At 71.8% G+C, this 13708-nt stretch carries 13 protein-coding genes; 6 read left to right on the top strand and 7 right to left on the bottom strand.

The window, feature by feature from the left end:
- Positions 1-118: 118 nt before the first annotated feature.
- Genes K377_RS02105 through K377_RS02090 form a run of 4 tightly spaced genes read left to right on the top strand, consistent with a single transcriptional unit; the run spans position 119 to position 4927 of the window.
- Positions 119-1354 (top strand): polyprenyl synthetase family protein, encoded by a 1236-nt coding sequence (locus K377_RS02105; protein WP_111661318.1) that lies wholly within the window; start codon positions 119-121, stop codon positions 1352-1354.
- Positions 1351-2889 carry a phytoene desaturase family protein gene (crtI, locus tag K377_RS02100; RefSeq protein WP_111661317.1) on the top strand — a complete coding sequence of 513 codons (1539 nt, stop codon included), beginning with the start codon at positions 1351-1353 and terminating at the stop codon, positions 2887-2889. The genes K377_RS02105 and crtI overlap by 4 nt, the downstream gene beginning before the upstream one ends.
- Positions 2886-3917 (top strand): phytoene/squalene synthase family protein, encoded by a 1032-nt coding sequence (locus K377_RS02095; RefSeq protein ID WP_111661316.1) that lies wholly within the window; start codon positions 2886-2888, stop codon positions 3915-3917. Before crtI ends, K377_RS02095 begins: the two co-directional genes overlap by 4 nt.
- Positions 3914-4927: a DUF5914 domain-containing protein gene (locus K377_RS02090; RefSeq protein WP_111661315.1), complete on the top strand. Its 1014-nt coding sequence runs from the start codon at positions 3914-3916 to the stop codon at positions 4925-4927. Before K377_RS02095 ends, K377_RS02090 begins: the two co-directional genes overlap by 4 nt.
- 22 nt (positions 4928-4949) lie before the next feature.
- Here K377_RS02090 and K377_RS02085 read toward each other — a convergent pair whose 3' ends face one another.
- Positions 4950-5129 (bottom strand): DUF6480 family protein, encoded by a 180-nt coding sequence (locus K377_RS02085; RefSeq protein WP_111661314.1) that lies wholly within the window; start codon positions 5127-5129, stop codon positions 4950-4952.
- 95 nt (positions 5130-5224) lie between these two features.
- On the opposite strand from K377_RS02085, the gene K377_RS02080 reads away from it, so the two are divergent.
- Positions 5225-6106 (top strand): oxygenase MpaB family protein, encoded by an 882-nt coding sequence (locus K377_RS02080; protein ID WP_111661313.1) that lies wholly within the window; start codon positions 5225-5227, stop codon positions 6104-6106.
- Between the two features lie 21 nt (positions 6107-6127).
- On the opposite strand, the gene K377_RS02075 is transcribed toward K377_RS02080, so the two are convergent.
- Genes K377_RS02075 through K377_RS02055 form a run of 5 tightly spaced genes read right to left on the bottom strand, consistent with a single transcriptional unit; the run spans position 6128 to position 10427 of the window.
- Entirely contained in the window at positions 6128-6511 is a 384-nt protein-coding gene (locus K377_RS02075; protein ID WP_111661312.1) for an SRPBCC family protein, read from the bottom strand.
- A gap of 34 nt (positions 6512-6545) precedes the next feature.
- Positions 6546-7529 carry an aliphatic sulfonate ABC transporter substrate-binding protein gene (locus K377_RS02070; protein ID WP_111661311.1) on the bottom strand — a complete coding sequence of 328 codons (984 nt, stop codon included), beginning with the start codon at positions 7527-7529 and terminating at the stop codon, positions 6546-6548.
- Positions 7530-7589: 60 nt separating this feature from the next.
- Positions 7590-8369, bottom strand: a complete 780-nt coding sequence (locus K377_RS02065) for an ABC transporter ATP-binding protein (protein ID WP_111661310.1) — start codon at positions 8367-8369, stop codon at positions 7590-7592.
- Positions 8366-9178 carry an ABC transporter permease gene (locus K377_RS02060; protein ID WP_111661309.1) on the bottom strand — a complete coding sequence of 271 codons (813 nt, stop codon included), beginning with the start codon at positions 9176-9178 and terminating at the stop codon, positions 8366-8368. Before K377_RS02060 ends, K377_RS02065 begins: the two co-directional genes overlap by 4 nt.
- Positions 9179-9197: 19 nt before the next feature.
- Complete coding sequence (locus K377_RS02055; protein WP_111661308.1) at positions 9198-10427, bottom strand: ROK family transcriptional regulator; 1230 nt, start codon at positions 10425-10427, stop codon at positions 9198-9200.
- Positions 10428-10808: 381 nt separating this feature from the next.
- Between K377_RS02055 and K377_RS02050 the strand changes: the two genes are divergently transcribed.
- Positions 10809-12134, top strand: coding sequence for a family 43 glycosylhydrolase (locus K377_RS02050; RefSeq protein ID WP_111661307.1), 1326 nt, complete (start codon positions 10809-10811; stop codon positions 12132-12134).
- 66 nt (positions 12135-12200) lie between these two features.
- Here the strand turns inward: K377_RS02050 and K377_RS02045 are convergent, their stop codons facing one another.
- On the bottom strand, positions 12201-13685 hold the full coding sequence (locus K377_RS02045; RefSeq protein WP_237551866.1) for a sulfatase-like hydrolase/transferase: 1485 nt from the start codon (positions 13683-13685) through the stop codon (positions 12201-12203).
- Positions 13686-13708 lie beyond the last annotated feature (23 nt).

Raw genomic sequence — 13708 nt, 5'->3', positions numbered from 1 at the left:
GGGCGGAACGCGTGAACGATGTTGCTCCAGTTGCCGCAATCCACCGCATCCGATCACCCGGGAGGCGGGGAATGCCCTACATACTCTCCCCGGTCACCGGCATCCCTAAGGAGCTGACATGCCCCCCGATCAGGCCCTGGGCGTCGCCACGGCGGTGGTGCCCCACGGTGGGGCGCCCCGTCGCAGCGCGTCCGGCCCCGCGCGTGGCGCCCTCCCGTCCCGGTCCGTGCGGGTGCGGCGGATCGATGCCGATCTTCCCCGTACGGTCCACGAGCGGCTGACCCGGCTGCTGGCCCGGCGTGTCGCCCAGGCCACCGCCGTCGACCCGACGTTCGGCGCCGATGTCGCCGAACGCGTCGCGCGGTTCACCCTGGGCGGCGGGCGGCGCATCCGCCCGCAGTTCCTGTGGTGGGGACTGCGGGCCTGTGGGCTTCCCGACGAGGAGCAGATCGAGGCGGCTCTCCGGCTGAGCGCGGCGCTCGAACTCATACAGACCTGCGCCCTCGTGCACGACGACGTCATGGACCAGGCGGCGACGCGTCGCGGGCGGCCCGCCCTGCACGTCGACTTCACCGCGCAGTACCGGTCGCAGGTGCCCGCGGGCGGCGCCCGGTTCGGTGAGTCGGCGGCGATCCTCGCCGGTGATCTGGCGCTGTCCTGGGCCGACGACGAGGCCGCCGCCCTCGATCTGACGGGCCCGCAGGCGCGGCGGCTGCGCGAGACGTGGTCGCAGATGCGTCTGGAGATGGTCGCCGGGCAGTACCTGGACGTCCAGGGCGAGCACACCCGGAACCGGTCGCTGCGCCAGGCCATCAGCGCCGCCTGTCTGAAAACCGCCCTCTACACGGTGGAACGCCCGCTGCAACTGGGCGCGATCCTCGGCCGCGCGGACGACGGCACGCTGCGGGCCCTGTGCTCGGCCGGCCGTGGCGCGGGCCTCGCCTTCCAGCTGCGCGACGACCTCGACGACGCGTTCGGCGATCCTGTCGGGCGGGACAAGCCGGCGGCCGGTGATCTGCGGACGGGCAAGCCCACGTACCTGGTCGCGCTGGCCCAGGCCCGTGCCGAACGGGACGACGACCACCGGGCCCTGGCGATCCTCGCCCGATCCGGGCGGCGGGAACTGGACGACGCCGACCTCGACGATCTGCGCTACGTCCTCGAACGCACCGGGGCCCGGAACCTCGTCGAGGACAAGATCCGCCGCCTGATCGCGCAGAGCGCACGCCATCTGGACTCCGTGTCGCTCGACCCCGTGGCCCACGCACGGCTGCGTCTCCTGCTCCGGCAGGTGGCGGGGACCCCCACCCAGCCGAGCCGGTCGGCCGGCCCGGTCGAAGGAGCGGCTCAGTGAGGACCGTACGCGGCAGAACGGACCATGTCGTCGTGGTGGGCGCGGGCCTGTCCGGCCTGGCGGCCGCCCTCCATCTGCTGGGCGCGGGACGGCAGGTCACCCTCGTCGAACGGGACGACCAACCCGGCGGCAGGGCCGGCCTGTTGGACCGGAACGGGTATCGGATCGACACCGGGCCGACCGTCATGACCATGCCCCACCTGGCCGACGAGGCGTTCGCCGCCGTGGGCGAGCGCCTGCGGGACCGGGTGGATCTGATCCCGCTGCACCCCGCCTACCGGGCGCGGTTCGCCGACGGCAGCTCCCTCGACGTCCACACCGACGCGCAGGCCATGGAACAGGCGGTGGAGGAGTTCGCCGGTTCCGCGGCGGCGGCCGGTTATGTGCGGCTGCGGCACTGGCTGGAGCGGCTCTACCGGGCGCAGATGAAGCACTTCATCGACACCAACTTCGACTCGCCGCTGCAACTGCTCACCCCCGATCTGGCCCGGCTCGCCGCGCTCGGCGGCTTCGGGCGGATGGACGCCCGGATCGGCCGGTTCATCAAGGACGAGCGGCTGCGCCGCGTCTTCTCCTTCCAGTCGCTGTACGCGGGCGTCCCTCCGGCCCGCGCGCTGGCCGCGTACGCCGTCATCGCCTACATGGACACCGTCGCGGGCGTGTACTTCCCGCGCGGCGGCATGCACGCGCTGCCCCGCGCCATGGCGGACGCGGCCCGGGCGGCGGGCGCCGATCTGCGGTTCGGCCGGACGGTGCGGAGCCTGGAGCGCTCGGGCGACCGGGTCACCGCCGTGGTGACGGACACCGAGCGGATCCCGTGCGACGCCGTCGTCCTGACCCCCGATCTGCCGGTCGTGTACCGGCTGCTGGGCCGCGCCCCGCGCCGGTCGGTCGCCCTGCGCCACGCCCCGTCGGCGGTGATCCTGCACGCCGGGACCGACCGCACCTGGCCCCAACTGGCGCACCACACCATCTCGTTCGGCGACGCCTGGCACGACACGTTCGACGAACTGACCCGGCGCGGACGGCTGATGAGCGACCCGTCGCTGCTCATCACCCGGCCCACCGCGACCGATCCGTCGCTGGCGCCCCCCGGCAAGCACCTGCACTACATCCTCGCCCCGTGCCCGAACACCGACATCGGGCCGAGCCCCGCCCAGTGGGGCGACCTCGCGCCCCGCTACCGCACCGAGCTGCTGACGGAGTTGGAGCGGCGCGGTCTCGACGGCATCGGGGACGCGATCGACGAGCAGTGCTTCGTCACCCCCGCCGACTGGCACGCCCAGGAGCACGCAGCGGGCACCCCGTTCTCGGCCGCGCACACCTTCGCCCAGACCGGTCCTTTCCGGCCCCGCAACCTCGTACGGGGCACGGAGAACGCGGTGCTGGCCGGGTGCGGGACGACACCGGGCGTCGGCGTTCCCACGGTGCTGCTGTCCGGAAAGCTCGCCGCCGCGAGGATCACGGGCGCCCGCACGAGGGGCACGTCCCGGCCCCGCTCCCCGCACGACACCCTCGGAAAGGCGCCCCTGTGAACGCGCGAGAACTCGATGCCGCGGGCATCACCGACCCCGGGCTGCGCAGCGCCTACACGCGGTGCCGCGAGCTCAACGCCCGCCACGGGAAGACCTACTTCCTGGCCACCCGCCTGCTGCCCGCCCACCGCCGGCCCGCCGTGCACGCCCTGTACGGATTCGCCCGCTGGGCCGACGACATCGTCGACTGCCACGGCGGCGACACCACCGTGCTGGAGCGCACCGCGGCGCTGGAGAAGCTGTCGGCGGAGCTGCGCCACGGGCTCGCCACGGGAGACAGCGCCGAGCCCGTCGTCCGGGCCCTCGCCGACACCGCGCACCGCTACGCGATCGACCCCGCGCACTTCCAGGACTTCATGACGGCGATGCGCGACGACCTGACGGTGACGGACTATCCCGGCTACGCCGATCTGCGCCGCTACATGCACGGCTCGGCGGCGGTGATCGGCCTTCAGATGCTCCCGGTCCTGGGGACCACGGTGCCGCGCGCCGAGGCGGAGCCGCACGCCGCCGCGCTCGGTGTGGCCTTCCAGCTCACCAACTTCCTGCGGGACGTGGGCGAGGACCTCGACCGCGGGCGGGTCTATCTGCCCGCGGACCTGCTGGCCGCGCACGGTGTCGACCGGGAGCTGCTGCGGTGGAGCCGGGACACCGGCCGCCAGGACGCCCGTATCACCGAGGCGTTGAAGGCGTTCGAGGCGCTCACCCGGGACGTCTACCGGGAGGCGGTGCCCGGTGTCGCGCTGCTCGACCCGGTGTCGCGGCCCTGCATCCGCAGCGCCTTCGTGCTGTACGCGGGCATTCTCGACGCCGTCGCCGACGACCGGTACGGCGTGCTGCACCGCCGGGCGGTCGTGCCCCGGCGGCGCCGCGCGGTCGTCGCCCTGGACGGGCTCGTCCGGATCGCCCACGCCCGGATCCGGCATCGCTCCACCCCGCCGGCGGCCCTGCCGCACCGGCCGGGCCCGCATCACGTACCCGTCCGTGCGGGACGCGCCCCGCTCGTGGACAAGGAGGCGGCGGCATGAGCAAGCGGCCCTGGACGGACCGGATTCCGCTGACCGTGCGCAAGAACCCCCTGCCGTGGGAGCGGCAGGAACCCACGTGGCGCCAGGCGCGGCCCGCCGTGATCGAGAGCGCCCTGAAGCGGTCCCAGACCCGGCCGTCGGGCAACTGGTACGTCGTCGGCGCATCCGCCGACGTACCGTCCGACGCACCGCTGGGACGCAATGTGGCCGGCCGTGAGCTGGTCGTCTGGCGCGACGCCGACGGCCGGTTGGCCGCCGGTCCCGGCGCCTGTCCGCATCTGGGCGCGCCGCTCAAGGACAGCCCGCTGCGGTGCGGGACGCTCGTCTGCCACTGGCACGGGCTCGCCCTCGGGCCCCAGGGCCAGGCGGGCTGGCGGACGCTGCCCGTCCACGACGACGGCGTCCTGGTCTGGGTCCGGCTCGACGGCGCCGGAGGAGAGCAGCCGCTGGAGCGGCCGGTGATCCCGCCGCGCCCGGATCAGGACCGCTCCGTCGCGGCCGTCTACACCGGCTTCGGCCGCTGCGAGCCGGAGGACATCGTCGCCAACCGGCTCGACCCGTGGCACGGCGCGTGGTTCCACCCGTACTCGTTCGTCGACCTGCGGGTCGTCGACAGTCCGTCCGGGGACAGCGCGGAGGCGGAGGACGACGGGTTCGCCGTGGACGTGTCCTTCCGGCTCACCTCGCGGCTCGTCGTGCCCGTCCGTGCCGTCTTCACCGCGCCGGAGCCGCGCACGGTGGTCATGCACATCACTGATGGCGAGGGGCGCGACTCGGTGGTGGAGACGCACGCGACGCCGCTGACTCCGGCGGGCCATCCGGCGCCGCGCACGGCGGTGGTGGAGGCGGTGATCGCCACGTCCGAGCGGCCCGGCTTCACCGTGGCGCGCCATGCCGCCTTCGCGCTGCGCCCGCTGATGCGGACCGCGGCGAAGCGCCTGTGGCGCGACGATCTGGCCTACGCGGAGCGCCGCTGGACGCTGCGCACGCGCGCCGGACTGCCCTACTGACGCTGCGGGCCGCCAGGGCGGGTCACATTCCCCAGATGCGTGCCACGAAGAAGCCCGCCACCAGGACGGAGCCGACGAGGATGAGCAGCACCCACCAGTACGGGTGCTCCCAGATCCCGCCGTCGGCCCGCTCCTGGTGGGCCTCGGCGATGGATCCTTCCGCGGGCGGCGTCTCCGACGGCGGTACGCGTGATGTGGTCATGTCTCCACCGTCCTCCCGATGCTCTGGAACCGCATGCCGAGGAGTGCCGCATCCGTCCCGGGAAGCACAGCGAAAGAAGGGCAGGAGGTGTGGCCATGGCCGTCGTCGCTGCCCGGGTCGTCGAGCCGTTGCGGCTGCGGGCCGGAAAGGCCCTGTTCGCACGGGTGGCCGGACCGGAGGGGCCGCGCAACCGTGAGGCCATCCACGAGACTCCCGGCCCCCGCTGGTTCCCGGAGGGCAGCCCGATCCGCCGGGTCCACGCCGACAGCGCCATGTTCGTCGGCGGACTGTCGGCGCTGCTCGTGCAGACACTCCATCCCTCCGCGATGGCGGCCGTCGCCGCGCACTCCGGCTATCGCGGCGACCCGTGGGGCAGGCTGCACCGCACCAGCACCTTCCTGGCCACCACGACCTACGGAACCGCGGACAGCGCACAGTCGGCCTGCGACCGGCTCAACGCCGTCCACGCCCGCATCCACGGGGTCACCGACGAGGGCGTGGCCTACCGCGCGTCGGACCCGCACCTCCTGGAATGGGTCCACATCGCCGAGATCGCCTCGTTCCTCCGCGCCCACCAGCGCTTCGCCACCCCGCGCCTGACGAGGAGCGAGTGCGATCAGTACGTCGCCCAGACCGCCCGCGTCGCCGAGGCGCTCGGGGTGGCGGAGCCCCCGCGGACGGTGGCCGGGCTGCGCGAGCGGTTCACGGCCTACCGCGCCGAGCTGCGGGCCACACCGGAAGCGCTCGACACCACCCGCTATCTGCTCCTCCGTCCGCCGCTCCCCGTTCCCGCTCTTCCCTTCTACGCGGCCCTGGCGTCCAACGCGATCGCCCTGCTGCCCCGCTGGGCCGCGCAGGAGCTGCGGCTGCCGCGCTGCGAGCCGGCCGAGCGGTGCGCGGTGCGGCCCGCCGGACACATGATCACCGGGCTGATCCGCTGGGCGATGCACGATCCCGCCACGGGGGACGACCGCTGACGAAGGCGGGCCACCCCTGCTTCAGGGACGCACCAGCCGGCGCAGCGCGCGACGGGCCAGCGGGGCGTAGGCGAGGACGACGGGCGCAGGCCCCGTGACGGTCAGCCGGGTCACGGCGCCCGATCTCCCGCTCCGGTCCACCGCGTGGTCGAGCCGCAGCCGGACCGGTCCCGCCCGGACGCGCCAGCTCCAGGTGCGGGCCTCGTGATCGACGGCCTCGACGACGAACCGCACCGCCGGTCCGACGACGGGACGCACCCTCCCCCGCATCCCCGCGCGCAGTTCGGGTTCCGTCTCCACGGAGCGGATCTGCGGGGCCCACGTCGGCCAGCGGGCAGGCTGCGCGTAACGCCGCCACACCGTGTCCGCGTCGGCGGCCCCCTGCTCACTCAGCGTCAGTCGCACCCGGCCAGCGTGTCACGGACCGTGACCTGTCGGCCTACTTGGCGTACGTCTTGGTGTAGAGGTCGCCGTCGTAGTACTTGCCCGGGTCGGTGTTCTCGTCCAGTTCCTTGTTCCGCACGAAGAACTCGCCGAGCTTCTTCAGCCAGGAGTCCACCTCGCCGCTCCTGGTCTTGGCGACGAGGTCCTTCGTGGACAGCGTCTGCACGTGCGAGGCGTCGGCCTTGGCCTGGGCCTCGGTGACCTTCAGCATCTTGGCGGTGAGCGCGATGGTCTCGTCGGGGTGGGCGCTGCGCCAGTCGTTGGCCTGCTGGAGCACCTTGACGACCTTGGCGTTCTTGTCCCCGGACACCTTGTTGCCCGCGACGAAGGCGGTCGGGAAGGCGTCGCCGGTGTCCTTGGTGCTGGCTATCTCCTCCAGGCCGGGGACCTTCTGCTTGATGGTCTCGATGGCCGGATAGAAGAAGCCCGCGCCGTCGATCTTCCCCGAGGAGAACGCGGAGACGATGGTCGAGGGGTCCATGTTGACCTTCTCGATGTCGCCCGCCTTCATCCCCGCCTCCTCCAGGGCGATGTTGAGGACCATGTCGCCCGAGGTGCCCTCGGGGACGCCGACCTTCTTGCCCTTGAGGTCCTTCATCGACGTGATGCCGGGCTGGCCGATGACGCGGTCGGCGTAGGTGAGGGTGTCGATGGCGATCACCTTGGACTTCCCGGAGGCCGGCAGCCACATCGCGCCGGGGCCGATGTAGCCGTAGTCGAGGCTGTCGGCGTTGAGCGCCTGGATCTGCACCGGCCCGTTGTTGAACACCTTGACCTTGGCGGTCAGGCCCTCCTTCTTCCACAGCCCCTGCTTCTCGGCGATCGCCAGCAGGCTGGCGCCGTTGTAGTCACCGATGTAGCCGAAGCGGACGGTCGCGTCGTCACCGGAGTCGCCGCCCGAGCAGGCGCTGAGCGGGAGGACGAGCAACAACGCTGCGGGCAGGGCGAGATAGCCGTGCCTGATGGTCTTTCCGGGCATGCTGAAGGTTCCTCTCGGGGTGGTGCGCGTCAAAGGGGGTTGCGTGAAGAAGAAGCGGGGTCAGGCGGCCCGGGGCGGCGCTTCCTGGTGGTAGACCGAGGTCCACACCTCGTTGCGGAAGCGCCGGAACTCGGGCGAGAGCCGGATCTCCTCGGTACGGGGATAGGGCAGGTCGACGTCGATGATCCGGTGGACGCGGCCGGGCCGCGCGGCCATGACGACGACGCGGCTGGCGAGGTAGACGGCCTCGTCGACGTCGTGGGTGATGAACAGGACGGTGCGCTTCTCCTGGCTCCAGGTGCGCAGCAGCTGGTCCTGGAGCTGTACGCGGGTCAGCGCGTCCAGCGCCCCGAACGGCTCGTCCATCAGCAGGACTTGGGGGTCGACGGCGTAGGCGCGGGCGATCGCGCAGCGCTGCTTCATGCCGCCGGACAGGGTCTTCGGGAGCGCGTCCGCGAAGTCGCCGAGGCCGACGAGGTCGATGGCCTGCTCCGCCTTGCGGCGGCGCTCGGGTCCGGGCACGTGGGCGAGCCTCAGCCCGAACTCCACGTTCTGACGCACCGTCAACCACGGAAAGAGGGCGTACTGCTGGAAGATCACGCCCCGGTCCGGGCCGGGTCCCGAGACGGGTGTGCCGTCGACGAGGACGGTCCCCGAGTCGGGCTCCTGGAGTCCGGCCGCCATGCTCATCAAGGTGGACTTGCCGCAGCCGGACGGACCGACGACGGTGACGAACTCCTGGTCCGCGATGTCCAGACTCACTCCGTCCAGGGCGGTGAACGTCGCACCCTTCAGCGGGAAGGTCTTCACCACGTCACGGAAACTGATCTTGCTGTTCATCGTCGCTCCTGCCAGCCGGTCAGGCGTCGCTCGGCCAGCAGCAGCAGCCGGTCCATGACGAGCCCGAGCACACCGATCGTGATCAGGGACACGAAGATCGTGTCCATTTCGAACCAGGTGGACGCCTTCTGCATCCGGTAGCCCAACCCCTCTTGTGCGCCGATGAGTTCGGCGGCGACCACGGTGGCCCAGGACGCGCCGAGGCCGATCCGCATCCCGACGAGGATGAACGGGGTGGAGGCCGGGACGACCACCTTGGCGAAGATGGTGCGGTCCGACGCGCCGAGCACCCGGGCCGCGTTGATCAGCGTCTTGTCGACGTCGACGACGCCCTGGAAGGCCGACACGACACAGGACATGAACGAGGCGAGGAAGATCACGGCGATCTTCGGGACCTCGCCGATGCCGAGCAGCACGACCGCGAGCGGGATCAGCGCCAGCGGCGGAATGGTGCGGAAGAACTGGACGTACGGCTCGATCAGCGCGCGTGCCGTCGGGTACCAGCCCATCAGGAAGCCGACCGGCACGGCCACGACGACGCCGAGCGCGTAGCCGATCAGGACGCGGCGCAGGCTGGCGGCGATGTCGGTGCCGAGGGTGCCGTCGGCGATCATGTCGCCGGCCTTGCGGGCCACCGCCACGGGGGCGGGCAGGTTCTCGACCAGGCTCAGGGCGGCCACCACGGCCCACAGGGCGATTCCGGCCACCACCGCCACGGCGTTGAGGATCAGGGGACGGCGCCGGGAGCGCCGGGGCTGCTGCCGGGGCTCTTCGGGGGCGGTCTTCTGCACCGGAGTGATCACAGCCATGGGTACCTCGCTGGTGGCTTCACGCGTTCTCCTCGGAGACGGGCCGCGGATAGTGGGAAAGGAGGGGGGATTCGTGGAGAACGAGGGCGATGCCGCCCAGCGCGCTGCCCGCCTCGCCGAGCGTGGCGCGCCGGACGTCGACGTGGTGGCGGGCCATCGGCATCAGGTGCTGCCGCAGCGACCGCTCGACGGGTTCGAGGAGGGCGGGTCCCGCCTCCGCGAGTTCGCCGCCGACGACGATGACGCCGGGTCCGACGGCGTGACAGACGGCGGCGAGGACGCTGCCGACGTCGTGGCCGACGCGCTCCAGGACCTGGAGCGCCGGGGGCTCGCCGACGGCGGCGGCGGCGAGGAATCCGGCGAGGTCACCGGCGCGTCCGCCGGCCTCCCGGTAGCGGTTGAGGACGGCGTCGAGGGCGGCGCGGGTCTCCAGACAGCCGGTGCCGCCGCACTCGCACTGCCGCCCGACGGGGTCGACGACGACGTGGCCGAACTCGCCGGACAGTCCGTACCGGCCCCGGTGCAGCGCCCCGCCGACGACGAGGCCGCCGCCGACACCGTGCGAAAGCCGCAGGTAGAGGACGTCGCTGCTGTCGGCGGCCGCGCCCCAGACGGCTTCGGCGAGCGCGGCTAGCCGGGTGTTGTTGTCGAGGAGGACGGAGACGCCGAACCTCTTGCGCAGCAGGTCGGGGAGGCCGTCGATGCCCTGGGCGTGGGCGCGCTCGCTGCCCGGGTCGGTGATCGGGCCGACGACGCCGACGCCGATCGCGCTGAGCGCGTCGAGGTGGACGGCGGAGCCCGAGCGGTCCGGGTCGTCGGAGGGGACGGTGGCCAGCGTGCCGAGGAGGCGCTCCGCGATGTCGACCCGCTCGGGCCAGGACAGGTCCGCGGTGTGCGGCTCGCTCGCCGAACCGATCACCTCGTGCGCGAAGTTGACCGCCGCGACATGCACGGCCCGGCGCGCGAAGTCGATGCCCACGGCCTCCCCCGCCGCCGGGTTGAGGCTGAGCTTCTCCACGGGCCGGCCGCGCTTGCGCACCTCGACGTGCGGGGTGCTGGCGACCACCGCGCCGCTGCCGACGAGCCCGGCGACGATGTCGTAGAGCGTGGTGCGGGAGAGGCCGCTGCGGGTGCCCAACTCGGCACGGCTCAGCGGGCCGTGCTTGCGCAGCAGGTCGAGGACGGAATGCTCGTGGCTGCGTCGGAGCCGCGTCAGCGGACCGTCGTGTTCGTGCATGCCCGACAGCATGTGAGCAGCGCGCATTTTCGTCAATGAGTCGGACAGAAAAAGTCACCACCGTCCGGCTCCCCGGAGTTTCCGGCCTCCAACTGCCCTGACCTGCACCGATGATGACCCCGGTAGGCCGGATCCGGTGGTGCCGCAATGTTCCCGCAACACGATTGCCACGCTGGGCCTCGTATGACGATCGTGTGACACGCGACGGAGCGGGTGGTGTTCGCCCGGCCCGGGCGACGAGACTTCCCGCATCCCGGCGTCCCGCGCACCCCTCGCACCGGTCCCGGGATTAATTTTCCGACCTCTTGACGAAATTCATCGGGGCCTTTGATGCTGGGCGGCAGCCACCCCCCGCCGACACCCGCACCCCGGACGACGAAGGAGACGCGACTGATGACGAGACCGGAGAACGCGCCGCACCTGGGCCGACGGTCGTTGCTGGCCGGAATCGCCGGTTCGATGGGAGCCGTGGCGCTGCCGTCGGCCGCCGCCCAGGCGCTCCCGTCACCGGCCGCCGCGCGGCACAGGTATCCGGCGAACTGGCCGCAGCCCGAGCCGTACGGCGTCGCCGACGTCCGCGAGGATCTGTGGCCGCGCGAGGACAACTCCTTCGTCCTGCCGCTCGAACTGCGGGCGCGCGACCAGGAGTTGGGCCGGGTCTGGATGCGCGACACCTATGTCAACTGCTTCGTCGTCGACGGCCGTCCGCTCTATGTCGCCACCGGCACCACCCGGGTGCCCGGCCTGACGGCGGCCGGCCCCTGGAACGACGGCATCTTCGTGTGGACGGCACGGTCCCTGCACGGGCCGTGGAAGCTGGCCGACACCACGAGGATCCGGCCCGGCGCCGAGCGCGGGAAGGTGTGGTCCCCCGAGTTCGTCGGGGAGAACCGTCCCGGCCGCACGGTCGTCGCGCCGTGGCAGGAGCACTGGTACGACGACGGACAGTTCGGCAAGCGCGGCAACGCCTGGGCGCCCGAACTGCACTACTTCCGGGGCAAGTGGTACATGGTCGCGTGCATGGGCGACCACTCCAAGAAGGTCGGCTCGTTCATGCTGGTGAGCGAGGGCGGGGTCGCGGGCCCGTACCGTCTCGTCGAGGGCAACCTCGACAAGCCGTTCGGCGAGTCCTTTATCGGCGGGCCGTCGTTCATCGAGCCGGGCGCGTACTTCCACATCGACGGCAGCCTCTACACGGAGGGCCGGGACGCGTGGCTGGTGCTGCACAACAACCTGTACGCAAAGTTCCGCCCGGACATGGAGGACATCGTCACGCCGACGAACCTCCCGGCGTTCCAGCAGACCGCGTACACGCCCGAGCCGTATCTCGAGGGTGCCTACGTGTTCAGGCACGGCGGCAAGTACTACCTGCTGCAAGCCGCGTGGGACCGGGCCTCGACCGCCGCCGACGGCTCGACACGGCACGCCTACGACACGGCGGCCGCCGGACGCACGCAGTACCAGTACGACGCGATCGTCGCCGTCGCCGACCGGCTGGAGGGCCCCTACTCCAAGCGCTGGACGGCGGGCGTGGGCGCCGGGCACAACAACTTCTTCAAGGACCACCACGGCGGTCTGTGGGGCACCTTCTTCCGCAACCCGGCGGCCGGCTACTGGGCCGATCCCGCCCGCACCGGTGACGCGGCGGTGCCCGGCGTCGTCCGGCTGGAGTGGACGGGCCCGCAGGGGAACCGCCTGTACGTGAAGCGGCGGGACTGAGCCGCGGCCCGGTGAACGCACCCGCCGTCGGCCCCCGCGTGACGCGGGGCCCGACGGCGGGTTCCGTCACGCCTCCTTCGGCGCCCCTCCCGCTGTCTCCTCCGTCTCGAACGCCGAGAGGGTCGTGTCGTAGTCGGTCGGCACGTCGTACATCGGGGTCATCCAGTGGTAGAAGTTGTCGCCGCGGTCCCGGAGCAGGTGGTAAAGGCGGTGCATCAACTCCGTCCGCAAATCGTGCAGTTCGGGGTGTTCGTAGCGGTTGAGGAGTTCGTCCGGGTCGCTGTCCAGGTCGTACAGCTCGTTGTGCGACTCGGGGTTGACGACCAGCTTGTGGCGCCGGGTGCGGAGCATGCGCTGCGGGTAGGGAAAGTGGTGGCCGTGGTACTCGGCCAGATGGTGCGCGTCCCACTCGGGGTGCTCGCCGCGGGCCAGCGGGAGCAGGCTGCGGCTGTCGACGGCGGGGGCCGGGTCACTGCCCGCGAGCTCCAGGATCGTCGCCGTGTAGTCGGTGAGGGAGACGAACTCGTCCCGCACCTGTCCCGGCACCGCCCCCGGCACCTTCAGCAGCCCGGGGATGCGGTAGATGTCCTCGTACATGGCCGGCCCCTTGTCGTGCAGCCGGTGGGCGCCGGTGAACTCGCCGTGGTCGGCGGTGAAGCAGACCGCGGTGCGTTCGTCGAGCCCCAACTCCCGTACGGCATCCAGGATGCGGCCTATCTGTTCGTCGATGAGGGTGACGTATCCCCAGTAGACGGCGATGAGTTTGCGGCTGTCCTCGATCGACATCGTGTCGAAGGCCCAGAGCTTGCTGTAGTTGCTCTGCACCGGCGGCTTGCCCGCGAAGGTCTCCCCCATGGACTTCGGCAGGGTCACCGACTCGGGGTCGTACAGGTCGAAGTACTCGTTCGGCAGGATGTACGGCAGGTGCGGGCCGAAGAAGTGGGTGGCCAGGAAGAACGGGTTTCCGTCGCCGCCGCGCTCGCCGTCGGCGAACCGCCTGAGCATCTCGATGGTCCGCGTGGCGAGGTAGTGCTCGAAGGTCGCCTCGACGGGCTGATGGAGGCGGGCGGCCAGCAGGTTGCCCGGGCTGCCGTTGGGCGTGGTGCCGCGCATCCGGTCGCTGATGGCGTACTCGGGGAGGCCGTTCTCCTTGAGGTACGCCAGGTAGTCGGGGTGGTCGACGGGGTTGTGCCAGCCCGCGAGGTCCGGGCCCTCGAAGCCGTAGTCGGCCGCGGTGCGCCGCACCCCGCCGTGCCACTTGCCGAGCAGCCCCAGGTTGTACCCCTCGTCGCGCAGCTGCCCGGCGAAGGTGAACTGGTCGTCGGCCAGATCCTCCAGATAACCCACGTTCCGCTCGTAGTTGGCGAGGAGTTTGTGCCGGAAGGGCGCGGCGCCGGTGAGCAGGCTGGCGCGGGCCGGGGTGCAGATCGCGGTCGGCGTGTAGGCGCTGTCGAAGCGGGTGCCCTCGGCGGCGAGCCGGTCGAGGTTCGGGGTGCGCACGTGCGGGTTGCCGTAGGCGCCGAGGGTGTCGACCCGGTGCTGATCGGTCATCAGGAAGAGCATGTTGTGGCGCA

Source organism: Streptomyces sp. PsTaAH-137 (assembly GCF_003259365.1).
GTDB lineage: Bacteria > Actinomycetota > Actinomycetes > Streptomycetales > Streptomycetaceae > Streptomyces.
The sequence above is the reverse complement of the archived record's forward strand: the minus strand, read 5'-3'. Positions and strand labels throughout refer to the sequence as shown.